General features: G+C 65.2%; 22 protein-coding genes and 2 tRNA genes. 8 read left to right on the top strand and 16 right to left on the bottom strand.

The annotated features are described in order from the left end of the window. Window positions 1–13 precede the first annotated feature (13 nt). Window positions 14–2497, bottom strand: a complete 2484-nt coding sequence (locus PRN20_RS14850) for an acyl-CoA dehydrogenase (protein WP_273958305.1) — start codon at window positions 2495–2497, stop codon at window positions 14–16. A gap of 275 nt (window positions 2498–2772) precedes the next feature. Here PRN20_RS14850 and PRN20_RS14845 point away from each other — a divergent pair, with 275 nt between their 5' ends. The 4 genes from PRN20_RS14845 to PRN20_RS14830 are packed head-to-tail and all read left to right on the top strand — an operon-like array spanning window position 2773 to window position 5413. Next, complete coding sequence (locus PRN20_RS14845) at window positions 2773–4491, top strand: long-chain-fatty-acid--CoA ligase (RefSeq protein WP_273958304.1); 1719 nt, start codon at window positions 2773–2775, stop codon at window positions 4489–4491. Next, window positions 4478–4870 (top strand): MerR family transcriptional regulator, encoded by a 393-nt coding sequence (locus tag PRN20_RS14840; protein WP_273958303.1) that lies wholly within the window; start codon window positions 4478–4480, stop codon window positions 4868–4870. The genes PRN20_RS14845 and PRN20_RS14840 overlap by 14 nt, the downstream gene beginning before the upstream one ends. 31 nt (window positions 4871–4901) lie before the next feature. Next, window positions 4902–5156, top strand: coding sequence for a type II toxin-antitoxin system Phd/YefM family antitoxin (locus tag PRN20_RS14835; protein WP_273958302.1), 255 nt, complete (start codon window positions 4902–4904; stop codon window positions 5154–5156). Beyond that, window positions 5153–5413, top strand: coding sequence for a Txe/YoeB family addiction module toxin (locus PRN20_RS14830; RefSeq protein WP_273958301.1), 261 nt, complete (start codon window positions 5153–5155; stop codon window positions 5411–5413). Before PRN20_RS14835 ends, PRN20_RS14830 begins: the two co-directional genes overlap by 4 nt. Here the strand turns inward: PRN20_RS14830 and PRN20_RS14825 are convergent, their stop codons facing one another. The 3 genes from PRN20_RS14825 to PRN20_RS14815 are packed head-to-tail and all read right to left on the bottom strand — an operon-like array spanning window position 5414 to window position 8252. Beyond that, on the bottom strand, window positions 5414–5671 hold the full coding sequence (locus PRN20_RS14825; RefSeq protein ID WP_273958300.1) for a UvrB/UvrC motif-containing protein: 258 nt from the start codon (window positions 5669–5671) through the stop codon (window positions 5414–5416). A gap of 8 nt (window positions 5672–5679) precedes the next feature. Next, window positions 5680–7257 (bottom strand): cisplatin damage response ATP-dependent DNA ligase, encoded by a 1578-nt coding sequence (locus PRN20_RS14820; protein WP_273958299.1) that lies wholly within the window; start codon window positions 7255–7257, stop codon window positions 5680–5682. Next, the gene (locus PRN20_RS14815; RefSeq protein ID WP_273958298.1) at window positions 7254–8252 is read right to left on the bottom strand and encodes a ligase-associated DNA damage response exonuclease; all 999 of its coding nucleotides are present in this window, start codon (window positions 8250–8252) and stop codon (window positions 7254–7256) included. Before PRN20_RS14815 ends, PRN20_RS14820 begins: the two co-directional genes overlap by 4 nt. Before the next feature lie 113 nt (window positions 8253–8365). On the opposite strand from PRN20_RS14815, the gene PRN20_RS14810 reads away from it, so the two are divergent. Further along, window positions 8366–8869 carry a Crp/Fnr family transcriptional regulator gene (locus PRN20_RS14810; protein WP_273958296.1) on the top strand — a complete coding sequence of 168 codons (504 nt, stop codon included), beginning with the start codon at window positions 8366–8368 and terminating at the stop codon, window positions 8867–8869. Between the two features lie 86 nt (window positions 8870–8955). Next, on the top strand, window positions 8956–10113 hold the full coding sequence (locus PRN20_RS14805; protein ID WP_273958294.1) for a serine hydrolase domain-containing protein: 1158 nt from the start codon (window positions 8956–8958) through the stop codon (window positions 10111–10113). Window positions 10114–10116: 3 nt separating this feature from the next. On the opposite strand, the gene trxC is transcribed toward PRN20_RS14805, so the two are convergent. The 12 genes from trxC to cpdR form a co-directional block, all read right to left on the bottom strand. After that, window positions 10117–10551: a thioredoxin TrxC gene (gene trxC / locus PRN20_RS14800; RefSeq protein ID WP_273958293.1), complete on the bottom strand. Its 435-nt coding sequence runs from the start codon at window positions 10549–10551 to the stop codon at window positions 10117–10119. Between the two features lie 192 nt (window positions 10552–10743). Further along, on the bottom strand, window positions 10744–13662 hold the full coding sequence (locus PRN20_RS14795; RefSeq protein WP_273958290.1) for an insulinase family protein: 2919 nt from the start codon (window positions 13660–13662) through the stop codon (window positions 10744–10746). A 261-nt stretch (window positions 13663–13923) separates the two neighbouring features. Beyond that, the gene (locus PRN20_RS14790; RefSeq protein WP_273958288.1) at window positions 13924–14904 is read right to left on the bottom strand and encodes an aldo/keto reductase; all 981 of its coding nucleotides are present in this window, start codon (window positions 14902–14904) and stop codon (window positions 13924–13926) included. A gap of 144 nt (window positions 14905–15048) precedes the next feature. Continuing rightward, on the bottom strand, window positions 15049–15774 hold the full coding sequence (locus tag PRN20_RS14785; RefSeq protein WP_273958286.1) for a metallophosphoesterase family protein: 726 nt from the start codon (window positions 15772–15774) through the stop codon (window positions 15049–15051). Between the two features lie 9 nt (window positions 15775–15783). Next, window positions 15784–17379 (bottom strand): peptide chain release factor 3, encoded by a 1596-nt coding sequence (locus PRN20_RS14780; protein WP_273958284.1) that lies wholly within the window; start codon window positions 17377–17379, stop codon window positions 15784–15786. A gap of 113 nt (window positions 17380–17492) precedes the next feature. Then, on the bottom strand, window positions 17493–18104 hold the full coding sequence (locus tag PRN20_RS14775) for an outer membrane protein (protein ID WP_273958282.1): 612 nt from the start codon (window positions 18102–18104) through the stop codon (window positions 17493–17495). A 192-nt stretch (window positions 18105–18296) separates the two neighbouring features. Then, window positions 18297–18959, bottom strand: coding sequence for an outer membrane protein (locus tag PRN20_RS14770; protein ID WP_273958281.1), 663 nt, complete (start codon window positions 18957–18959; stop codon window positions 18297–18299). 729 nt (window positions 18960–19688) lie between these two features. After that, entirely contained in the window at window positions 19689–20312 is a 624-nt protein-coding gene (locus PRN20_RS14765; RefSeq protein WP_273958280.1) for an outer membrane protein, read from the bottom strand. 237 nt (window positions 20313–20549) lie between these two features. After that, window positions 20550–21239 carry an outer membrane protein gene (locus PRN20_RS14760; RefSeq protein WP_273958279.1) on the bottom strand — a complete coding sequence of 230 codons (690 nt, stop codon included), beginning with the start codon at window positions 21237–21239 and terminating at the stop codon, window positions 20550–20552. Window positions 21240–21626: 387 nt separating this feature from the next. Then, a tRNA-Val gene (locus tag PRN20_RS14755) sits at window positions 21627–21701 on the bottom strand. Between the two features lie 91 nt (window positions 21702–21792). Then, a tRNA-Val gene (locus tag PRN20_RS14750) sits at window positions 21793–21867 on the bottom strand. A gap of 146 nt (window positions 21868–22013) precedes the next feature. Then, on the bottom strand, window positions 22014–22373 hold the full coding sequence (gene cpdR / locus PRN20_RS14745) for a cell cycle two-component system response regulator CpdR (RefSeq protein WP_273958278.1): 360 nt from the start codon (window positions 22371–22373) through the stop codon (window positions 22014–22016). Between the two features lie 192 nt (window positions 22374–22565). Between cpdR and PRN20_RS14740 the strand changes: the two genes are divergently transcribed. Both PRN20_RS14740 and hisN read left to right on the top strand, forming a co-directional pair. Then, complete coding sequence (locus PRN20_RS14740) at window positions 22566–23462, top strand: N-formylglutamate amidohydrolase (protein ID WP_273958277.1); 897 nt, start codon at window positions 22566–22568, stop codon at window positions 23460–23462. 401 nt (window positions 23463–23863) lie between these two features. Continuing rightward, complete coding sequence (gene hisN, locus PRN20_RS14735) at window positions 23864–24670, top strand: histidinol-phosphatase (protein ID WP_273958276.1); 807 nt, start codon at window positions 23864–23866, stop codon at window positions 24668–24670.

Genomic DNA, 24670 nt, shown 5'->3' with positions numbered 1-24670 from the left:
CTCGTTGGGATTGCTACTCGGCGGCGGCTTCGAGTGTCGGCTCGCGCCGCACCTGCCGCGACCCGAGTTCGTCGGGATCGAAATCGTCGACCTTGATGACACGGTCGGTGGCCTGGTCGGCGAGCCGCAGGGTCGCTGCCTCGGCCTCGGTCAGCACGCCCTTCTCGACGGCATCGGAGATCGCGTCGCGATCGAGCCGGCGCTCGATGACGTCCTTCTTGATGGCCCGGACGAACTTGGTCTCGATCTCGGCTGCGCCGGTGACCTTCACCAGCGCATCCTCGAGCACGCCCGTGATGTCCTTTGGATCGGTCGACACGTACACCCCCTTGGTCAGCCGGTCGCGGAAAGCGCCGGGCTGCATGACCGAACGCGCCAGCCGGTAGGTCGCCCGATCGGATGCGGGCTTGGCGTGGCGTCCGAGCGGAAACACCAGCACACGCATCAGGTTCCGCAGCACGACATTGGGGAAGTTGGCGAACACCGCCGCAAAGCTCTGTTCGATCGAGAAGATGAGGTCGCGCGCAACGGCATCGACCACCGGCTTGTCCTCGGCGATCCGCCCATCGTCCTCGTAGCGCTTCAGCGTCGCCGAGAGGAGGTAAAGGTCGGAGAGGATGTCGGCCATGCGGCCCGACAGCCGCTGCTTGCGCTTCAGGTCGCCGCCGAGGAAGGCCACGGTCCAGTCGCCCACCAGCGCAAAGCTCTGCGTGTAGCGGGCGAGCTGGCGGTACCAGCGCGCCATCTCGTGATCGACCGGGGTCGAGGCGAACCGGCCGCCGCTGATGGCGTGGAGGAAGCTGCCCGCCATGTTGCGGAGGATGAAGCTGATATGGCCCGCGAACGCCTTGTCGAACGCGGCGATGCCGGCCTTCCTGTCCTTGTTCTGCGCCGCCGAAATCTCGGCATAGAGATAGGGGTGCGCCCGGAGCGCGCCCTGCGCGAAGGTGATGAGCGTGCGCGTCAGGATGTTCGCGCCTTCCACCGTGATGGCGACCGGCGTCGTCGCATAGCCCGAGAACAGGTAGTTCGTCGGCCCGTCCTGCACGGCGCGCCCGCCATGGATGTCCATGGCGTCGTTGAACGTGTCGCGCATCGCCTCGGTGGTGCGATACTTGAGCAACGCCGACAGCACCGACGGCCGCTGGCCCTCGTCGACCATCGACGCGGTGAGCGCGCGCGATGCCTCGTAGAGGTAGGACGACCGAACCATCCGGCTCAGCGGCTCTGCAACGCCTTCCATGAGCCCCACCGGAATGCCGAACTGGCGCCGGATGCGGGCATAGGCGGAGGTGACGCGGAGCGCGTACTTGATCGAGACGGTGCCGATGGCCGGCAGCGAGATGGCGCGGCCCGTGGCGAGGCACTCCATCAGCATGCGCCAGCCCTGCCCGGCATACTGCGTGCCGCCGATCAGGAAATCCATCGGGACGAAGACGTTCCGCCCCTGCGTCGGGCCGTTCATGAAGGCCGAGCGCGACGGATAGTGCCGCCGGCCGATCTTCACGCCGGGATGGTTGGCCGGAACGAGCGCCAGTGTGATGCCGACATTCTCGGTGTCCCCGATCAGGTGCTCGGGATCATGCAGGTGGAAGGCGAGGCCGAGCAGTGTCGCGACGGGGGCGAGCGTGATGTAGCGCTTGTCCCAGCTGAGCTTGACGCCCAGCGTCTTCTTGCCCTCGTACATCTCGTAGCAGACGACGCCGACGTCGCGCATGCCCGCCGCGTCCGAGCCCGCATGCGGGCCGGTGAGCGCGAAGCACGGGACTTCCTGCCCCTTGGCGAGGCGGTGGAGGTACTTCTTCTTCTGCTCGTCGGTGCCGTACTTTTCGAGCAGTTCGCCGGGGCCAAGCGAATTGGGCACCATCACGGTGATGCCGGCCGCGATCGAGCGCGACGCAATCTTGGAAACGACCTGGCTCTGCGCCTGGGCCGAGAAACCGAGGCCGCCATGCTCGCGGCCGATGAGCATGCCGAGGAAGCCCTGCTCCTTGAGATAGGTCCAGACCGCGGGAGGCAGGTCGGCGCGGTTGTTGCGCGTGTCCCAGTCGTCGATCATGGAGCAGACCTTCTCGCACGGCCCGTCGAGGAAGGCCTGCTCTTCGGTCGAGAGCGTCGGCTTCCTGACACCGAGGAGCTTGGTCCAGTCCGGGCGGCCGGAGAACAGTTCTGCGTCCCAGCCGACGGTACCGGCGTCCAGCGCTTCCTGCTCGGTGCGGCTGACGCGCGGCAGGATAGCCTTGACCATGCCATAGGCCGGGCCGGTCAGGACGAGCTTGCGGATGGGCGTGAGAGAGAGAAGGCCCAGGATGGCGGCCGGCAGGAGCGCGAGCACCCAGCCCAGCGTATCCGTCATCAGCCACAGGCCATTGGCGGTCGAGATGCGGCTCAGCGCGCCGATCACCAGCGCGGCGATCGCCCATTGCCACAGCGGGGCACGGCGCATGGCGAGCACCGCGAACGCGACGAGTGACAGGATCAAGAGCATCCAGACCATCAATGTCCTCCTCGACCGGTCGGCCGGGTGCTGGCTGGATCGATGGGAGACCACCGCCCTGCACGCGCCCGGTCCGACTCCTGTTTGCGAAGTCTAGCCGCGAGCTTGCACCCTTGGCCATAGGATAGCGTTGGTTGACGTTAACGTCAACATAAGGACGTTAACGTCTATGCCGGACTCCGCGGGATCAAAGTGGCGCGTCCCCCGTTTGACGCTTACGTCAATCGATGGGATAGTTTGCGTTAAGCGGGCGACACAGTCCGGAGGAGGAGCATATGGCCGCAACGGCAGCCGAGGGCGCTGTCCGCCCGTGGGTGAAGCACTATCCCGAGGGTATCTCCTGGGACACGGCGATCGATACCACACCGGTGCATGAGCAGGTCCTGCGCACCTGCGGCCGCACCCCCGATGCCGATGCCCTCGACTTCCTGGGCAAGAAAACCAAGTTCGGCGACCTGGCGAAGCAGATCGAAGCTCTTGCCGGCGCGCTCCAGCGGGAACTTGGCGTCAAGAAGGGCACGCGCGTCGCGCTGCTGATGCCCAACACTCCGTTCTACGTGTTCGCCTATTACGCCGTGCTCAAGATCGGCGGCATCGTCGTCAACTGCAACCCGCTCTACACGGTCAAGGAACTGGGCCACATCGTCGGCAATTCGGGCGCCGAGCTGATGATCACGCTCGACCTCAAGCTGACCTTCGACAAAGCCGAGGCGCTGGTCAAAGCAGGCCACGTCAAGAAGCTCATCGTCTGCCATTTCCCGAGCGCCCTGCCCGGGCTCAAGAAGACGCTCTTCACCATGGTGAAGGGCAAGGACCTGGCCAAGCCCGGCCAGAGCGACATTGCCGACCGCGTGGTGACCTTCGAGTCGCTCGTCGCGAAGAAGCTTGCCGCGGCCCCGGTCGCCATCGACGCGGCCACGGACGTCGCGGTGCAGCAATATACCGGCGGCACGACCGGCCTGCCCAAGGGCGCCATGCTGAGCCACGCCAACATCGCGGCGAACCTCAGCCAGATCGATGCCTGGGGCTGCGGGCTGTTCTATCCGCCCAGCCGTGTCGTTGCGGTGCTGCCCTTCTTTCATATCTTCTCGATGACGGTATGCATGAACGTGCCGCTGTCGGTAGGTGCGCAGGTGGTGATGCTGCCGCGCTTCGAGCTCAAGGCCTTCCTCGACCTCGTGAGCCGCACCGGCGCCAACGTGCTGCCGGCCGTGCCGACGCTTGTACAGGCCCTGTCCAAGGCCGGCGACCGGGCCAAGGCGAACCTCGTTTCAGTCGAGGTCACCATTTCTGGCGGTGCGCCGCTCGCCGACGAGGTCCGCCACAACTGGAGCAAGGTGAGCACCGCCCTCCTCGCCGAGGGCTATGGCCTCACCGAAGCCTCCCCGGTGGTCTGCTGCGCGGCGCTGCGCGTCCCGAGCAAACCCATGTCGATCGGCCAGCCCCTGCCGGCGACCGACATCCGCTTCGTCAACATCGAGACCGGCGAGGTCGTGCCGCTCGGCGAGCGCGGCGAGCTGCAGGTGAAGGGCCCGCAGGTCATGCTGGGCTACTACGAGAACCCCGACGCGACCCGCGACGCCTTCATGGACGGATGGCTGAGGACCGGCGACGTCGGTTATGTCGACGACGAGGGCTACGTCTTCCTCGTCGACCGCATCAAGGACCTGATCATCTGCTCGGGCTTCAACGTCTACCCGCGCAACATCGAGGAAGCGATGATGCACCATCCGGCGATCGACGAGGTCAATGTCATCGGCGTGCCCGACGAATACCGGGGCGAAGCCCCCGTCGCCTTCGTCAAGCTGCGCGACGGCCAGCAGGTCACCGAGGCCGAACTCAAGAAATTCCTTGCGGAAACGCTCAACAAGATCGAAATGCCCAAGGAAATCATCTTCAAGGATCAGCTCCCCAAGACGCTGATCGGCAAGTTGAGCAAGAAGGAGCTGCGCGAGGAATACGCAGCTCGGGGCAAGACACATGAACCGGCCTGAACAAGAAAGCCGCGATCTGTTCGCGATCGCTGACCTTGCGCGCGAGTTCGACATCTCGACGCGCGCCATCCGCTTCTACGAGAGCAAGGGCCTGCTCAACCCCGAACGCGTCGGCGGCACCCGCGTGTTCCGCCGCCGCGACCGCGCCCGCCTGATCCTCATCCTGCGCGGCAAGCGGCTGGGCTTCTCGCTGCGCGATATCTCGGACTATCTCAGCCTCTACGATGCCCACGCGCAGAGCGCCCAGGTCAGGATGCTGTCCGACAAGGTAGACGAGCGCCTCGCCCTGCTCGAGCGGCAGAAGAAGGACCTCGAGACGACGATCACCGAGCTGCGCGAGATCCGCAAGCTCGCGGGCGAACAGATGGCGCGGGCTTGAAAACGTACGCGATAGCGTATATTTTCCTGCCATGCGCGCCACTACTGCTACCGACTTCCGCAAGAACCTCGCCAGCGAACTCGATCGTGTCGAGAACGACCGCGAGCCGCTGATCATTGTACGATCGGGCGGAAAGCCGGCGGCCATCCTGATGTCGCTTGAGGAGTTCGGATCGTGGGAGGCTACGCAGCATCTCCTCAAGAGCCCGGAGAACGCCAGGCAACTCCGTGAATCCATTGCCGAGTACGAGGCAGGTAAGCTGATCGAAGTCCCCTGGCCCGAATGAGGCTGGTGTTTACCGAGCGCGGTTGGGACGAGTATCAGCACTGGCAGCAGTCGGATCCAAGAATTCTGCGCAAGTTGAACGCGTTGCTCAAGGAGTGCAGCCGGACACCGTACGAAGGCACCGGCAAGCCCGAAGCACTACGGGACGACTTTTCGGGGTGGTGGTCGCGGCGCATCACCGAAGAGCACCGACTAGTCTACCGAGCTGAGGGCGATAACCTGATCATCGCGCAGTGCCGGTACCACTACCACAAGTAGCTACCGCTTCCGGCTCTTCACATTGGTCATCAGGTCGGGCTTCTTGGGCCGTTTCCAGCCTTTGGGCGGCTCGACCACCGGGACTTGGGTCCCGAGCCCCATCTCGCCCGGCGGCGGCTTGCGCACTGCGCCGCTGCCCCTCAGTGCAGCGATCTCGTCGCGCAGCCGCGCGGCCGTCTCGTAGTCCTCGCGGGTGACAGCGGCGAGCATCTCGCCTTCGAGCGCGATGATCTTCCTTTCGATGGCGGCAAGGGACATTTCCGGCCTCAGGTGGCGGTGAGGAAGACCTGCATGTCTTCGAGCGTCGCGGCCTCGTTGGCCGGCTTGTCCCACCTTATCCGGTTGATGCGCGGGAAGCGAAGGGCGATGCCGGATTTGTGCCGGCCGGACTGCTGGGCGCTGTCGAAGGCGACCTCGAACACCAGTTCCTTCGATACCTCGCGGACCGGGCCGAAGCTCGCGACGGTGTTGTTGCGCACCCATTTGTCGAGCTGCTTCAGCTCCTCGTCGGTGAAGCCGAAATAGGCCTTGCCGATGGGGACGATCTCGTTCCCCTTCCAGACGCCGAACGTGTAGTCCGAGTAGAAGGACGAGCGCTTGCCGTGGCCGCGCTGGGCGTACATGAGGATCGCGTCAACGACGTTCGGATCGCGTTTCCATTTGTACCACAGGCCTTTAGGTCGGCCCGGCACGTAGGGCGAGCTCCTCAGCTTCAGCATTACCCCCTCGTGCCCGTGCTCGGCGGCGCCGCGCCGGCGGATTTCGGCGAGCTCGTCCCAGTTCGTGAACGGAACGATGGGCGAGAGGTCGAGGCGGGTTTGCGGGTGCTGGGCGAACCACGTTTCGAGGTGCTGGCGGCGCTCGGTCCAGCTCAGGCTGCGGATGTCTGTACCGCCCTGGAACAACATGTCGTAGACGCGCACAAATGCAGGCAAAGTCTGCAGATGTTTGCCTATGGCCACCTTGCGGTTCAGGCGCTGCTGGAGATCGTTGAACGGCAGCGGCTCGAAGCCCTCCCCGACCAGCAACTCACCGTCGAGCACGCCATCGCCGAAGACGTTGTCGACGATATCGGGGAACGCCGCCGCGATATCGTCGCCGGTGCGCGAGAACATCGAGACCCGGCCCTTCGCCGCGATGATCTGGACGCGGATGCCGTCCCACTTCCACTCGGCCACCCAATGGGCCGGATCGAGCGTCGCGAGGTCCTTCTCTTCGTCGATCGGGTTGGAGAGCATCAGCGGATGGAAGCGCGCCGTGTGGTCGATCTCGGGCCGCTCCGCCCTGCCCTCGAGCCAGTCGAAGAGGTCGGTGTAGGGTATCGAGAGCCCGTTCCAGACCTCTTCGATGTCCTGCAGGTCCTTGCCGCTCATCTCGGCGAGGGCGGTCTTGGCGAGACGGGCGTTGACGCCGATGCGGAGCGCGCCGGTGGCGAACTTCACCAGCGCCCAGCGCTCGTTGATCGAGGCGCGGGTGAGGAGCGAGCCGATGAGCCGCGGCAGCTCGGCCTTGCTCGTCATGTTGAAGAGCTCGACCAGATCACTGAGCGAGGGCAGCGGCTCGGTGTCACCGTGATGCGGCCAGATGAGCGCGATGGTCTCGCCCAGGTCGCCGACATAGTCGTAGCTGAGCGCGAACAGGTGCGGATCGACCTCCGCCAGCACCACGTCGCGCAGGATCGCCGGCTTCACGTTCTTGAACGTCATGGCGCCGGTGAGGATGGCGAGGGCGTAGCCCCGGTCGGGGTCGGGCGTCTCGCGGAAGTATTCGCTGAGCGCCTCGATCTTGCGGTTGCGCGACGGCGTGAGCGCGAGCAGCTCCATCAGCTGGGCGAAGCGCCTCATGCGTCGCCCTCCTCGCCTTCCTCATAGGCCTGGATGTTCAGCGGCTCCGCCTCGAGACCGTTCTTGCGGCACTGATAGACCAGTGCATCCTCGCGTCCATGCGTCACCCACACCTTGCTGACGCCAGTCTCGGCGATGGTCTGGTTGAGCTCGTTCCAGTCGCAATGATCGGAGATGACGAGCGGCAGTTCCACCCCCGACTGGCGGGCGCGCTGCTTGACGCTCATCCAGCCCGAGGCGACGGCGAGGACCGGATCGGGGAGGCGGCGGCTCCAGCGGTCCTTGATGGCGGAAGGCGGCGCGATCACCACCTGCCCGGCGAGCTCGGCCTTGCTGGCTTCGAGCGAGGGCCGGAGTTCACCCAGGTCGATGCCCCGTTCCACATAGAGCTCGCACAGCCGGATCATCGCACCATGGAGGTAGATCGGCGCGTCGTAGCCCGCGTCGCGCAGCAGCGCGATCATCCGCTGCGCCTTGCCCAGCGCGTAGCTGCCGATGACATGGGCGCGGTCGGGGAAGGTCTGGACCGAGCGCAGCAGGCGCCCGATCTCGTCGAGCGGGCGGGGATGCTGGAAGACCGGCAGTCCGAACGTCGCCTCGGTGACCAGCAGGTCGCATTCGGCAAGCTCGAAGGGCTGCGCCGTGCGGTCGGGCAGCCGCTTGTAGTCGCCGGTGACGACGATCCGCTGCCCCTTGTGCTCCATCAGCACCTGGGCCGAGCCGAGGATGTGCCCGGCGGGCTTCAGCGTGATGCTGACGTCGTCGACCTGGAGCGGCGTGTCGAACTCGAGCGGCTGGAAGCGCTGCGCCGCGTCCTCGCCGTAGCGCACCTTCATGATCGCGATCGTATCGGGGGTCGCCAGCACCGCGCCGTGACCAGCGCGCGCGTGATCGGCATGACCATGCGTAATGATGGCCCGCGCCCGTGGGACCGGCGGGTCGATATAGGCATCGATGGGAGTAATGCGCAGGTTGCGTTCAAGAAACGGGATCATGGACCGAACAATTCGCTGATTGCTGTCTCAACGCACAACATGCTGAATCGGAACACTATCCGCGCTCAACTCTACAGAATAGTCTGCCGCCCGACCCGAACCGGAGCCGATCGATGGAGAGCCTGCTAGACCTCGCCGCGTCGCACCCCCTGCGCACGCTGTCGCCCAACGAGACGCTGATCGCGCAGGGGCAGCCGGGCGGCGACCTGTTCGTCCTCGTGTCCGGCGAACTGGGCGTCGAGCGCGACGGTATCTCCATCGCGACGATCGTCACACCGAGTTCGCTCATCGGCGAGATGTCGGTGGTGCTGGGCAGCCCCGCCAGCGCAACGGTACGTGCCAGCAAGCCAACCACCGTCCGCGTGATCGCCGACGCGCGGCAGTACCTCAAGACCGACCCCGAGCTGACCTTCCGCCTCGCCTGGCTGATGGCGAACCGGCTCGATGCCACCTCCGCCTACCTCGTGGACCTGACGCGCAAGCACACCGGCAAGCCCGAGCACGGCCTGCTCGGCGCGATCCTGTCGGCCCTCCACATGCCGGGCGACGACAAGCACTACGCCACCGTCGACCGCCACGACATGTTCGGCGACGGCGACGACGCTTCGCGGAACTGAGCTCCGTCGGATACGCCTTTCGGCGATGTCGCCTTCCGCCTCGGGATGCGCCATCAATTCGGCCCCAGCGTCGCGAAAGGGCGGACATGACCATCAGGATAGAGGGCACCGTCGCCCCCGGTTTCGAGAGCGTCGCCGACGCCTTCGCGCAGAGCTTCGAGGGCCGGCCGGGTATGGGCGCGTCGCTCGCCATCCGGCTCGAAGGGCAGACGGTGGCCCGGCTCTGGGGCGGAACGGCCGATGCGCGGTCGGGGCGCCCCTGGACCGTGGATACGCCCAGCGTGATCTTCTCGTGCACCAAGGGGCTGATGTCCCTCGCGGTCGCGCAACTCGTCGAGCAGGGCCTCGTCGACTACGACGCGCCGGTATCGCGCTACTGGCCGGAGTTCGCGGCTGCCGGCAAGGCCGACATTTCCGTTCGCGAGGCCATGGCACACCGCGCCGGGCTGCTGGCGCCGCGCATCGACCTGACCCTCGACGACATCGTCGACTGGGAGCGGATGGTTGGGGTGCTGGCCGAACAGGAGCCGCTCTTCGAACCGGACTCCGGCTATGCCTATCATTCGCTGACGCATGGCTGGCTCACCGGCGAAATCGTCCGGCGGGTGACTGGCCTGTCGCCTGGAGCCTACTTCGCCCGGAACATCGCGGCTCCGGTGGGGGCGGAGGTATGGATCGGCCAGCCCGAAAGGATCGAGCAGGTCGCGCACCTCGAGGTCATTCCGCCCGCCCCTGCACCTGCCGAGGGCCCGCCGCCGCCCAATCCCGACTGGCCGCTGCGTGCCGCAACCCTCGGCGCCGCGCTGCCTCCGACGCTGGTGACGGAAACCGGCGGTTTCAACGATCCCCGCCTTCACCGCGCCGAGATCCCCGGCGCCGGAGGCATCGCCACGGCCGAAGGTCTCGCCACTGTCTGGTCGGCGGCCGTGACGGAAACCGAGGGCGTTCGCCTCGTCGGCCCGGATGTCGTCGAGCAGGCGACCCGCGTGGTGTCCGAGGGGCCGGGCATCTACCCCGGGCCGGGGCCATACTACCGGTGGGGCATGGGCTTCATGCTCGACGCCGAGGCACGGCGGCTGCTCAGTCCCCGCAGCTTCGGCCACGATGGCGCCGGCGGCCAGGTGGCCTTTGCCGATCCCGAGCACAAGGTCGGCTTCGCCTACCTCACCAACCGCATGGAGAGCCCGCCCGACCCGAGGGGCAACGGCGTCGTCACCGCGCTGCGGACCATCCTGAACCGATAGAGGCTAAGTCGCGTACTGCGAGAGCCAGCTGGTCAGCGTGCGTCCATCCATCGCGCCGGCGCGCTGGCCGAGGATCTGGCCCTTCTTGAACACGATCAGGTTGGGGATGCCGCGGATGTTGTAGCGCCCGGCGATCTGGGGCTCAGCCTCGGTATCGAGCTTGAGGAAGCGCATCCGCGGTTCGAGCTCGCGCGCGGCGGCCTCGAAGGACGGCGCCATGGCGTGGCAGGGGCCGCACCAGTCGGCCCAGAAATCGACCACCACCGGCACGTCGCTGCGTTGCACGTGCCTGTCGAACGCAGCGGCGTCGACCGGCGCCGGCTGCCCGTCGAACAGCATCTGATGGCACTTGCCACACTTGGCTTCCTTCAGCGGCCTGCCGGCGGCGATGCGGTTGCTGCTGCCGCAATGCGGGCAGACGATGATCTGGTCGGACATGATACGGCTCCTAGGGTTTGATCCCGGCTATGGCTTCCGAGTAACGACTCCACTGACGATGCATCGGTCGTCATCCGCGGGCTTGACCCGCGGACCCATGGGATACTGCATCGCCGGGTCCCCGGGTTTTGCCCGGGGATGACGGCGATAGAGCGCGAAGCAGTGCTCGCAGCCTGCGGTTGGCGGCGGCCACTACAAAACCTTCGTCACCTTGAGGAACCCGCCGCGCTCGTCGTTGGCGGCCTTGATCGCCTTTTCCGAGCCCAGCACCACGACCTGGCCCTGGCGCGCCACCTGATCGAGGGCTTCGGCCAGCGCCTTGAAGTCCCGGTTGGTGGCGCCGAGGATTTCCTCGCGCCGCTTCTGGCGGGCTTCCTCGGTATCGCCGGCCAGTTCCCAGGCGAGCGACGTGAACCCCTTGGCATCGGGCAGCCGGTAGGTATCGACCGTGCCGATGACGCCGATGACGGAGCGGACGAGGTCCTGCTCCCCTACCCCGGCCTTCAGGAAGCTCGAGGCCTTGTCGTAGACGTCGATCGTCTCGAGCAGGTTCGGATCGCGGTACGACGTGAAGGCGAAGGTACCGGCGAACGGATCGAGACCCGACGAGCCGCCATAGGCGCCGCCCTGCACGCGCACCTTGTCCCACATGTAGGTGGTGTTGAGGTGCTTGATGGCGACCGCCGTGCCCCCGGTCGGCTCGAAGCCCAGTTCCTTGAGGTTGGCGCCCTTGGCCACATAGTTGACCTGGCCCGGGAAGGTGAGCCCTTCCGACTGCGGCCCGGGCGTGAAGCCCCAGCCTTCGGTCGACTTGCCGGCGCCGCCCGGCAGGCCCTTCACGAATGACTCGAGCTGCGGGCGCAGCGCGCCGATGGCGAAGCTGTCGGCGGTGGCATTGGCGATCATGCCGCTGCGGCCGAGCAGCAGCGAGCGGATTTCCTCGAGCGCCGCCTGCACCGCCGGCCAGTTGCCGTCGATCTGCGCCGCGAGGTCCTTGAGGAAGAAGTAGTGGCTGACGCCGCCCAGCTTCTCGTTGAGCCAGTCGGCCTCGCTGAACCCGGCGCGCACGCGCATCGAGACGATGCCGTTGCCCATGCCGGCGAGCGAGCTCTCGAACCCGGCCTTGGATTCGAGCACCATCTGGCGGATGCGCTCGCGGTTATCGAGCCGGGCATCGGTGATGACGTCATGGAGGATCGCCAGCAGGTCGCCGACATGATCGGGCGTCGCCTTGCCGCGCACGAACAGCCACGCCGCCGTGCCCGAGCCATCCCGGCGCGTCGAGATCCAGCGGTTGGAACCGACACCGCCCGTGAGCTGCCCGATGCGCTGGGTGAGCGAAACGAAGTCTTCCTTGCTCGTTCCGGTCTGCGTCAGTGCCCGCGTGAACAGCGGCAGGTAGGGCAAGAGGCGACCGGGCAGCCGGTCGAGGTTGAAGCCGACATCGAGATAGACCACGCCATTGGTCGGCAGTTCGTGCGTATAGAGCGTGATGCCGGCCAGCTCTTCCTCGGCAATGGGGATTGCCTTGTTGGCGCGCGGCAGGTCTTCGAGCGTGAGCGTCGGAATGCGGGCCAGCGCCTCCGGCGGATCGGCCTGCTCCTGCAGCTCCTTGAGGTGCCTCGTCTGCTCGGCGACGGCAGCGAGCCCGCTGGCATCGAGCCCGGCCTGCGCCGCATCGAGCCGGGCGCGTTCGGCCGCGCTCTCCTTGGCCGCCTTGTCGGGGTCGGCCGTGAGCAGCACGGTGGTGCGGTGCTTGTTGTCGAGGATGTGCGTCTTGATCAGCCCCTCGAACACTTTCTCGCCGGCCGCGAGCTTGTCCTTGATCGCCTTGAGCGGAACCTCGAAGCTGAGCGGGGCGAGCGGATCGCCGCCATAGAGCCAGGTGCCGAGCGAGCGGAACATGAGCGCGATGCCGCGCGGGAACGAGCCGGTATTGTTCTCGCGGAGGCCGAACTCGGCCGTGTTCACCGCCGCCTCGATCGTCTTGGGATCGATGCCCTCGACGCTCAGGTACTCGAGCGTCGCGATGATCAGCTCCTGCACCTTCTCGCCGTCTTCATCGGCAATGCCCTTGAGGCCGAAGGTGAAATAGGGCTGCTGGATACCATCGGCGAGGCCGGAGCCGGTGAGCCCCTCGCCGAGGCCGGAATCGATCAGCGCCTTGCGCAGCGGCGCTGCCGGCGTGCCGACGAGGACGGACTCGAGGATGTTGAGCGCCAACAGGGTTTCGGGATCGGTGACCTCGTCGAGCATCCAGTTGACGGTGACCATGGCCGACTTCCGGCCCGCTTCGTCGGGGCTGGCCGCATAGGTCTCGTGGAACTGGCGCGGCTCGGACCAGCGCGGCTGCAGCGGAATGTCGGCCTTGGGTTCGATCGGCTCGAACTGGCTGAAATACTCCTCGAGGATTTCGAGGCGCTTGGCCGGATCGTCGTCGCCGTAGAACACGACGCGCGAATTGGACGGATGGTAGAACTTGGCGTGGAAGTTCTTGAAATACTCGTAGGTGAGGTCGGGGATCGCCTTGGGGTCGCCGCCCGAGTTCACGCCATAGGTGGTGTCGGGATAGAGCGACAGCTGGCTGACCTTGCCCAGCACCGCGGCGGCCGAGGAATAGGCGCCCTTCATCTCGTTGAACACCACGCCCTTGTAGACCATCGGCCCCTGGGTGGAATCGAGCTCGTAGTGCCAGCCTTCCTGCCGGAACGTGTCCTCGCTGATCAGCGGGAAATAGACGGCGTCGAGATAGACGTCGACGAGGTTGTAGAAGTCCTTGAGGTTCTGGCTGGCGACCGGATAGGCGGTCTTGTCCGAGAAGGTCATGGCGTTGAGGAAGGTGTGGAGGCTGCCCTTGAGCAGTTCCACGAACGGCTTCTTCACCGGGTACTTGCGGGAACCGCACAGCACCGAGTGCTCGAGAATATGTGCAACCCCGGTCGAATCCTCGGGCGGGGTCTTCAGCGTCACGCCGAAGACCTTGTTCTCGTCCTCGTTGATGAGGCTCAGCACCTCCGCCCCGGTCTTCTTGTGCCGGTAGAGCTTCGCCAGTGAACTGATCTCCCCGATCTGCTGCTCGCGGACGAGTTCGAAGGCGGGGTGCTCGGACATGTGGATACTCGAGGTGGTGGGAGGATGAGACGTAATCTAGGCAGCCGCGATGGCGGATGGAAGGGGGGCTGGGCGGATGGGGAGGTTGGGCACCAGCTACAGTGCGGGAAAATACCCCCCACCCTGTCCCTCCCCCGCATAGGGGAGGTGACCTGCGCTCCCAAGTCTTCGCAACGCACCGGTCCTTACGTCGGCGTCTCCCTCCCCCTTGCGGGGAGGGACAGGGGTGGGGGTGCGTTTCCCGCCCCAGCCGAGCCGAAACTAGATCCGTCCCCGGATCTCCGGCCGCACCTTGTCCTGGTACCAGTCCGTCAGCTTCTCGACCAAGGCCGGCTCCACCGGTTCGCGCTTGGTGGCATCGACATTGGCGCGCAGCTGGTCCGGGCGGCTCACGCCGGCGATGATGGTGGACACTGCCGGCTGGTCGAGGATCCAGCGCAGGGCGAACTGGCTGAGCGGGATGCCCGCCGGGATCATCTGCTTGAGCTGGTCGACCAGCGCGACGCCGGTCTCGAACTTGAGGCCGGCAAAGGTCTCGCCGATATTGAAGCGCTCGCCATTGGCGTTGAAGTTGCGGTGGTCGGTGGCGGCGAACTTCGTGTCCTTGGTCCACTTGCCCGAGAGCAGGCCCGAGGCCAGCGGCAGGCGCACGATGATGCCGACATTGCGCTTCTGCGCCGTCGGGAACACCTCGGTGATGTAGTCCTGCCGGAGCAGGTTGAAGATGATCTGCAGCGTCGTGCAGCCGTCGGCGCGGAGCGCCAGCAGCGCTTCCTCGACATTCTCGACGCTCGCGCCCCAGTTGCGCATCATCCCTGCGTCGCGCAGGTCGTCCATGATGGTGAAGACCTCGCCATCGCGCAGCACGTCGGTGGGGATGGTGTGGAGCTGGGCAAGATCGAGCGTCTCGACGCCCAGCCGCTTGATCGAGCCCGCGAGGCTCTCCTTGATGTTCTTCTTGTTGTAGCCGGTCTTGTTGGGGAAGATCTCGCCGTTGCGACCAAGCTTGGTGGCGACGAACACCCCCTTCTTGTCACGGAACGAGCCGATCCGCCGCTCGGACTGCCCGCCGCCATAGACGTCGGCGGTGTCCCAGAAATTCACATCGGCGCTGCGGGCGGTCTTCAGGATTTCGGCGGCCGTCTCATCGTTGAGCGCGCCGAAGCTCTCGCCCAGTTGCCAGGTGCCGAGCCCGATCTCCGAGACCTCGTAGCCAGTCTTGCCAAGCTTGCGCGTATTCATGAAACCCACTCCCTGTTCACGTACCTCAGATAGCCGGGTCGACCTCGCCCTGCAAAGCGCTTTCGCCCCTCGGCTTCCTCGCCTTTAGGCGCACGACCGTATCGCAAGGCGGTGGAAGGAGTTGGCTGGTGCCGTCCGTTGCCGTCAGGAGGTGGTGAGAGCCACGAAACGCGTCGCCAGCCGGCCCCGATCGATGGTGTGGACCGCAAAGCCTGGCGGGGCTGCACCGTCGACGGCGATCCGGTCAACCTCGTTGATCCGCAGCGTCGAGACGATGCCGGGCGCGCCGATGAGCGGCACGCCGGCGAACTGCGTCACATGCGGGGTGTGGACGTGGCCGGTGAGGACACCGGCCACGGATGGCGATGACGCGATCAGGCCGGCCAGCGCATCGGGGTTGGAAAGCTTTGTCGCATCGATGGCCAGGTGCCCGATATCGACCGCTGGATGATGGCAGGCGAGCAGCACAGCGCCCCGTGCAGTGGCAATGGCATTGCGGGCGAAGCTCAGGGTCGCGTCGTCCAGCAACCCCTCGTCGCGGCCGTCGACCGCCGTGTCGAGGCCGACGATGCGGAGCCCACCGACATCGATCTGGCTGTTGCGCGGACCGACATTCGCCTCGAACGCCGCCTTGAGGCAGTGGTTGCCGGTGGTGACGATGGTCGGCGGCAGGCCGGCGATCTCGGGCATGAAAGCCTGATACTCGGACGCGAGCCCGCGATCGGCGATGTCGCCGGTGACCACCACGGCATCAAGCCGCGGCAGCTCGCGGACGGCGGCCAGGACCTGCCGGAGGCGAGAGAGACGAACCGGACGCGCATCGAGGTGCGGGTCGCTCAGGTGGGCTATGACGATGGGGTGCGCGCTCATGCGCGAACCCTAGTGCCGTTCCTTCGTCGTGTGGAACGTAATCTTGGGATAGTCCCGTTCGGCGCGCGCCAGCCACCAGGGTGACTGCGCCAGGTAGACCGGATCGCCGTACTTGTCCTCGGCCATCTCGAGCTTGTTGGTGGAAATGAAGCGCTCGAGCTCGGCCTTGTCGGTGGACGTGATCCAGCGGGCGAGCTCGAAGTTGATCACCTCGAAGCTGATCGGCACGTTGTACTCGGTGTTGATCCGGCTCTGCAGCACTTCGAGCTGCAGCTGGCCGACCACGCCGACGATATAGTCAGCGCCCACCATGCGGCGGAAGATCTGCGCCACGCCCTCTTCGGCGAGGTCGCTGAGCGCCTTGGCGAGCTGCTTGGCCTTCATCGGATCGGTGAGGCGGACGCGGCGGATGATTTCCGGCGCGAAGTTCGGGATGCCCGTGACCTTGATGTTGGCGCCTTCGGTCAGCGTGTCGCCAACGCTGAGCGCGCCATGGTTCGGGATGCCGACGATGTCGCCGGCCACCGCTTCTTCGGCCAGTTCGCGGTCGTGCCCGAAGAAGAACATCGGATTCGAAACCGCCATGTCCTTGCCGGTGCGGACGTTCTTCAGCCGCATGCCGCGCTTGAAGATGCCTGAACTCAGCCGCACGAAGGCGATGCGGTCGCGGTGGTTGGCGTCCATGTTCGCCTGCACCTTGAACACGAAGCCGGTAACCTTGGGATCGTTGGGCTCGATCGGCTTGGGTTCGGCCGGCTGCGGACGCGGCTGGGGCGCCCAGGCGCCCAGCGCTGCCAGCATTTCCGGCACCGAGACGGACTTCAGCGCCGAGCCGAAGATCACCGGCGTCAGGTGACCGGCGAGATAGATCTCGTGGTCGAATTCGGGGAAGCCGGCGCGCGCCAGTTCGAGATTCTCGAGGCTGGCCATGATCACCGGATCGGTCGCGAATTCGTTGTCCCGCGACAGGTCATCGACATTGGTGAAGGTCTTCCACACTTCGCCGTTCGGCCGCTTCACCACGCCGGCGGTGAGATCGACGATCCCCTTGAAGTCGACGCCGCCGCCGAGCGGCCAGACCACCGGCGAGACGTCGAGCGCCAGAGTGGAGGCGATCTCGTCGAGAATCTCCACCGGGTCCTTGCCCTCGCGGTCCACCTTGTTGGCGAAGGTGATGATCGGGATGTCGCGCAGGCGGCAGACCTCGAACAGCTTCAGCGTCTGCGCCTCGATGCCCTTGGCGACGTCGATCACCATGATGGCGGCATCGACCGCGGTCAGCGTGCGATAGGTGTCCTCGGAGAAGTCCGAGTGGCCGGGCGTGTCGAGCAGGTTGAAGGTCAGCCCCAGGTGCTCGAAGGTCATCACCGACGAGGTGATCGAGATGCCGCGCTGGCGCTCGATCTCCATCCAGTCCGACCGCGTGGCGCGCTGGTTGGCGCGGTGGCGCACCTGCCCCGCCTGCTGGATGGCGCCCGACGACGCCAGCAGCTTTTCGGTCAGCGTGGTCTTGCCGGCGTCCGGGTGCGAGATGATCGCGAAGGTCCGGCGCGTCTGATAGGGCAGCAGTTTGGTGGCGGGCGCCGCGGCGGTCAGGGCGTTCATCGGCATGCTCGAGAGTTTGGAAGGCCGCTACATAGTCGTGTTGCGCGCCGAATGCAAAAAGAGAACGGCCGCCCCGAGGGACGGCCGTTCGTGATTCTGCCGATTGGCGAGGCTTAGAACTTGAAGTTCAGGCCAACGGTGACGGCATGCGAGGTGAGGCCGAACTCTTCGAAGCCATAGTCGACAGTGCCATAGTCCGAGTAGCGGTACAGCAGGTCGACCGAGATGTTGTCGGCAACGGCGAACTCGACGCCAGCGCCGACGGTCCAGCCGACATGGGTCTCGCTCACGGTGTCGATCTCGGTACCGGCAACCGCCAGACCAGCGGTCAGGTACGGCAGGAAGGCGCCGCCGTCGAAGCCGAGGCGGCCACGGAGCGAAGCGTTCCAGTCGATGGCGAGCACATCGCCGTTCTGCTCGTTGGCGTTGGACCAGGCGATGTCGCCGACCACGCCCAGCACGATGCCGTCGGCAACGGTGAAGTTGGCGCCGAGGTTCACACCGGCGAGCCAGCCGCTGACGTCGTACTCATCCGAGGCCTCGTCCTCGAACGTACCGCCGAGGCCGCCGACGAAGGCGCCGACATAGAGGCCGTCCCAGTTGCCGCCGGCAACTTCGACAACACCAGCGGCGGGCTCATCGATGATCAGGTCAGCCGCCTGGGCGCCCGAGACGAGAGCAAGACCGGCAACGCCGGAAAGCAGAGCAATAACAAAACGATTCATGGGAATCTCCTAAAGATGCGAGCGCTCTACCGTCTAATCTCGCCTAGCGCGATAGAGATTTAGGCCCTCCACGTCCGACACCGCCAGAGTGTCACCGTCCCGCAACAGTCTCGGCAAGGTAAGTGACTGGCGGAGAATGCGAAAAGGGCCACCCGAGGGGCGGCCCTTGCTCAATTCGCGCTGATCTGCCGATCAGAACTTGAAGTTCACGCCTGCCGTGAGGGCATGGGTGTTGAGGTCGATCTCCGGATTGCCCGGCAGGTCGTACTCGGCCGTGCCGTAGTCCGAATAGCGGTACTGCAGGTCGATCGAGATGTTGTCGGTCGCTGCAACTTCGACACCGGCACCGGCCGTCCAGCCGAAGTGCATCTGGGTGCTGTCGCTCGGACCATTGCTGGCGGTGGCGCCGGCGAAGGCGAGACCAGCCGTCACGTAGGGCATGAAGGCGCCGCCGTCGAAGCCGGCGCGGCCGCGCAGCGCGCCGGTCCAGTTCACGTCGAAATCGGCGAGGGCCACGTCGTCGAAACCACCAACACCGGACCAGGCGAGGTCGCCGGCTGCACCGAGAATGAAGCCAGGCGCGACGGTAAAGTTGGCGCCGAGGGTGGCGCCGGCGGTCCAGCCGGACAGCTCCAGTTCTTCGCTGTCGAAGAGGCCGAGCAGGTCATCGGTGGCAGTGCCCCAGCCAAAGCCGACGAAGCCGCCGATATAGGCGCCATCCCAGCCGCCGGCACCGCCGACGTCGACGAAGCCCGGCATCGAGGGCTGCTGGATGAGCAGGTCAGCCGCCTGGGCAGCCGGAGCCACGGTAAGCACAGCGGCGCCCGCGAGAAGAATGAGAGAGATACGGTTCATGATGTGCCTCCAAGGAACACGGAAAACATTTGCCTTGTCGGCGCATGAATCGAATCCAAATTGCAAACAACTGGTTTACGCGGCGGTAACCGTCAGGGGGTGGTTAACGAGGCGTAAAGGCTGAAACCGACGCCCCTGCCCGCGTAAATCGCGGCGCCTGGCTGGGTGCATCGCCATCCACAGCCACGATCTCTGCGAAGGCAGGGATCCTCTCGCAGAAGGGTTCGTGAGGAGACATGGGTCCCTGCCTTCGCAGGGATGACAACTGGTGGTTGGGCAGTTGCCCTGCCCGAGAGCGAGACGCAAAAAAAAGAAGGGCCGCCCGTGAGGCGACCCTTCCCGATTTCGCTGGTCTTCGAAGGTGATCTCCTGCCCTCAGGGGGCCATGAGACTTCGATCAGGCCAGAGGCTGCTCCGAGCTGACGGAGACTCCAAGACCCTTCGAAACCATCGATTTCGTATGAGACATTGGATCACCTCCTTTTTGCTGGTTGAACATGAACCCAAAGGTGGGACTGTTTCACGCAGCTGACAAGGGCAATTCCGCCACAAGGTGCTCAAAAAGCAGCACCGCCAATACCACGAAACCGGGTGGCGGTTTCCGGGGAGCTGCTGGCATCGGCTGGTGCTTCGGCCCGCTGCAGACGGAGCTGGCAAAAAAGAAGCCCCGCCGCGGCAGATGCCGGGGCGAGGCCAAACGTCACAGCGATCAGAGGATCGCGGACTGGATTAGAACTTCCAGTTCACGCCGACGGTGACGGCGTGGGTCTGGAACTCGGTGTTGACCGCAGCGTACTCCTGGGCGTCGTAGGCCGAGTAGCGGTACAGCAGGTCGAGCGAGACGTCTTCGGTAACGGCGAACTCAACGCCAGCACCAACGGTCCAGCCGAGGTGCGTGTTGTCGGCGCCGTTCCAGTCGGCGTGGGCAACGGCGAGACCGCCCGTCAGGTACGGCAGGAAGGCGCCGCCATCGAAGCCGAGCTTGCCGCGGAGCGACCCGGTCCAGTCGACGTTGAAGTCTTCCACGTCATCGGCATCGCCGATGTCGGCCCAGGCGAGGTCACCGACGACGCCGAGCACGAGGCCGTTGCCGACCGAGAAGTTGGCGCCGAGAGCGGCACCGATCTGCCAGCCATTGATGTCGAAGATGTCGTCCGTACCGTCGACGTCATCAACGTCACCGCCGGTCCAACCGGCGAAGCCGCCGATGTACACGCCATCCCAGTTGCCGGTCGTCTGGATGACGCCGACTTCCGGAGCGGGCTCGCTGATGATGAGGTCAGCGGCCGAAGCAGCCGAAGCCAGCGAGACGCCAGCCACACCGGCCAGCAGAGCGATTGCGAAGCGATTCATAGTCAATACTCCTAGAGAGACGGGGGCTGGGTTAACCCCTCAGCGCGCCAAAAGCGACAGCCTTGGGTACGAAATCGCCCAGATAAGGGCCCTCCGGGAACGAGTCGTAACATTCGCGCCACACCTGTGCCGGTCGTGGCCATTTCAAGGCACGAATGGGGTCATTTCGCGAAGATGTGAAAAGCCCCGCCACAGCTTTCGCCGGGCGGGGCTCATGGTTTCGTCCAGTAAACTAGATCAGAAGCTCCAGTGCAGACCTGCCTGGACGGTATGCGTTGTGAGCGAAACCTTCGGCACTTGCTGGCCACCGTCGTTGTAGATCTCAGTGCCATAGTCGCTATAGCGGTACAGAAGATCAACGGAGAGTTCTTCGGAAACCGCAAACTCGACGCCAGCACCGACAGTCCAACCCACATGGGTATTGTCGAACGGCCCATCATCAAAGTTGAAGGTTTCGCGTGTGGCGTTGGCGAAGGCGAGACCGCCCGTCAGGTACGGCAGGAAGGCGCCCCCGTCGAAGCCGACGCGGCCGCGCAGAGAGCCCTGCCAGTTGATGTCGTGTGTAATCTCGTCATAGGCCCCGACCGGAGGATCCACGATTGAACCACCGATGTCGGTCCAAGCGATATCACCGACAACGCCGAGCACGAGGCCCGAGCCAACGGTGAAATTGAAACCGGCGTCGACGCCGACGAACCAGCCCGACAGGTCGATGTCGTTGCCGTCGCCAAGACCCGAGTACTCGTGGTCCGCCTCGCCCCAGCCGCCACCGATGAAACCGCCGATGAAGGCGCCGTCCCAGTTGCCGCCGACGACGACCGGCTCAACAATACCCGGCTCTTCTATAATGAGGTCCGCGGCATAAGCCGTGGACATCAGGCCTGCGCCGGCCACCGTGGCCAGCAATAGAGTTGTGATGCGCTTCATGTCTGCCCTCCTACAGGGATGCCCCAATCTACATGGGCTGTGTACGGAATCGAGTGGTAGGTGCCAAGTAGTTGCCACTATTCACCGCGGTGTTGCATAGGCGCATCGGCAGAAACACAGGGGGCGAAGTCAGATTCAGCGCGGAGAATCAGGACGTTGACCGCTGTCGCGACAGCAGATGCGCAGTCGATCACGCCCGCGTGAACCGGGGCACAACTTTGGCCGTTTGAGGACAATCGTTGCTCACGGAGTATTCGCAGCGTAGCATACGTCTACAACTGTACGAATCCGCACCGAGGACTCTGGAACAGAACCGGGCGGCAGTGAAATGGCGCCGGAAAAGACAAAGCCCCCGGCAGCCGTTGGGCGCCAGGGGCTTGGTTGGAATGGTGGGTGTGACAGGGATTGAACCTGTGACCCCCGCCGTGTGAAGGCGATGCTCTCCCGCTGAGCTACACACCCATCCCGAGGGCTCGCGGCCAGGCCGGAACCGATTTCGTTGCGCCGGATTGTCCGGACTTTTCAGGGACTTGCGATCCCTGGAGGCGAAGGATGGTGGGTGTAACAGGGATTGAACCTGTGACCCCTACCATGTCAAGGTAGTGCTCTCCCGCTGAGCTATACACCCATCACTTCGCTTCAACTCCGGGCGGGCCCCGTCGTTGCGAGCGGGATACACCACAAAACCGCTTGGTGGGTCAAGCGTCAATTCCAGCCCTGAGAAAGTCGCCCGCCTGACCGGCCTTTGCGGGCGGTCTCCCTGTGGACTAACCCTCAGGCGGCCAGCAGCCGCTCAACCTCGTGCACGAGGTCCTTGAGGTGGAACGGCTTGCTCAGCACCGATGCATCCCTGGGCGCTTCGCTGTCCGGATTGAGCGCAACCGCGGCGAAGCCGGTGATGAACATCACCTTGAGGTCGGGGTCGAGCTCGGTGGCCCGGCGCGCGAGCTCGATGCCGTCCATCTCGGGCATCACGATATCGGAGAGCAGCAGGGAGAACGGCTCCTCGCGCAGGCGCTCATAGGCGGACCTGCCGTTGTCGAACGAGACCACCTCATAACCCGCGGTCTTCAGCGCCCGGGTGAGGAACTGGCGCATATCGTTGTCGTCTTCAGCGAGGAGAATGCGCTTCATCATGGTCTCTTTCCGTCCCGTCCCCGGCCTTCTGCCGTCAGTGTAGCCCGGGATGTTTAATGCAAGTTTTCATGATCGGGAACGGGCCCGTGCGCAAGAGTGATAGCGTGCCCACAGGGCTTATGGACAATCGCCGATCGGCGCGGCACAGTGCCGCCATGTGACCAGTGCTTCGGCGCTGAAGGAGCCCCGGTGCAGTCCGACTATTGGGACAGGCCAGCATTCGAAACCATCCGGCCGCGCCGGATGATGGCACCGCTGGTGTTCAACTCCGCCCATTCCGGCCGCGACTATCCCGAGCGCTTCCTCAGCATGACGCGTCTCGACCACCTGTCGATTCGCCAGTCCGAGGATGCCTTCGTCGACGAGTTGTTCGCACGCGCCCCGCACCTGGGCGCGCCGCTGATCCGCGCACACTTCCCGCGCGCCTATCTCGACGTGAACCGCGAGCCCTGGGAACTCGATCCCGCCATGTTCGTCGAGCCGTTGTCGGAGCGGTTCAACACGACGAGCCCGCGCGTCGCCGCCGGGCTTGGCACCCTCGCCCGCGTCGTCGCCGAGAACAAGCCGATCTACCGCGAGCGGCTGACCCTCGACGATGCGCGCATGCGCATCGAGGGCATCTACCAGCCCTATCACGCGACGCTGCAGCGGCTCCTGACCGAGGCTCACTCCGCATTCGGGATGGCTGTCCTCATCGACTGCCACTCGATGCCGCGCCTCTCGCGCTCCGGCGACCGGCTGGGACCCGATATCGTGCTGGGCGATCGCTACGGCACGACCTGCGCGCCGATCCTCGCCGACATCGCCGAAATGGTCTTTGCCGGCTCCGGCCTGCGCGTGGCGCGCAACCGCCCCTATGCCGGCGGTTTCTGCACCCGCACCTATGGCCGGCCCCAGCATGGGGTACACGCGCTGCAGATCGAGATCAGCCGCCACCTCTACATGAACGAGGTCACGCTGGAAAAGAACGAGGGTTTCGGCGCCATCCGGCAGCTGATCGACCGGCTGCTGGCAACCCTGGTCGGGCTCGACCTCGCCATGCTGGCCCCGTCCCTGCCGGTGAGCGAGAGATTCGCCGCGGAGTAGCTCCGCCTGGACGGCGCTCTTCATGTGAGGCTCGATCGGCATTGTCGCTAGTGCAGTTGCACCCGGGCGTCCGCAACGCAGCGCAATCGGCCGGAGGCTGATGGAATAGAACTGCCCAAAGAAAAACGGGCCGCCGAAGCGGCCCAGTCAAGGGAGGAAACGATGACGGCCAGATACCGGTGCCAAAGTCGCGGCGTAGGTCTCGAGCCGCCCATCCATCATGCACCTTCCGGAATGAACTGATTTGCCCCTTCAAACAAGGAAATCAGAAGTCATCAACAGGGAAACCTGACCGTTGTTGCAAAAATGAATCACGACTGTCATGGACTATTCCAGCACATAGCGCTGCAGCAGCCGCTAATGCACTCAAGACTCTATAAAAATCATCGCGGGGCCTTCAAATGACAACAGATGCTCTTGGCGGGCTCACCGCCGAACTGGTGAGCCGTACACTGCTCGATGCCGCCGAGATCGCGGCAAGCCACACCCTGCCCCGCTTTCGTTCGGGCCTCGCCGTGGACAACAAGCTCGCCGACGGCTTCGACCCGGTGACGGAAGCCGACCGCGAAGCCGAGCTGGCCATCCGCGCCTTGCTCGAGGAGCGCTTCCCCGATCACGCCATCATCGGCGAGGAGTGGGACGACAAGGCCGGCGCCGGTCGCTTCGCCTGGATCATCGACCCCATCGACGGCACGCGCGCCTTCATCACCGGTGTCCCCGTCTGGGGCACGCTCATCGGCCTGACGGTCGACGGCAAGGCGGCAGCCGGCCTGATGGCGCAGCCCTTCACCGGCGAGATCTATCTGAGCCTCCCCGGCGAGGCCTCCTACTACCGGGGCTTCGACAAGGAGCCGCTGAAGACCTCGAAGGTGACCGAGCTCAAGGGCGCCAAGCTGACCACGACCTCGCCCGACCTGTTCGAGCGCGACGGGCTGCTCGAATCGTGGTCGCGGATGCGCAAGAGCGTGCTCACCACGCGCTACGGCCTCGATTGCTATGGCTATGCGCTGATGGCGGCCGGGCACATCGACCTCGTCGTCGAAGCCGGCCTCAAGGATGTCGACATCTGCCCGCTCATCCCGCTGATCGAGAATGCCGGTGGCGTCATCACCACCTGGGATGGTGGCCGCGCCGAGCAGGGCGGCAACTGCGTCGCCGCCGCGACGCCCGAGCTGCACGCGGCAGCGATGGCATTGCTGCGGGGCTAG

This window comes from Devosia sp. ZB163, from assembly GCF_028613635.1.
Taxonomy (GTDB): domain Bacteria; phylum Pseudomonadota; class Alphaproteobacteria; order Rhizobiales; family Devosiaceae; genus Devosia_A.
Note: the sequence above shows the minus strand (reverse complement) of the source record. Positions and strands in the feature narration are given on the sequence as shown.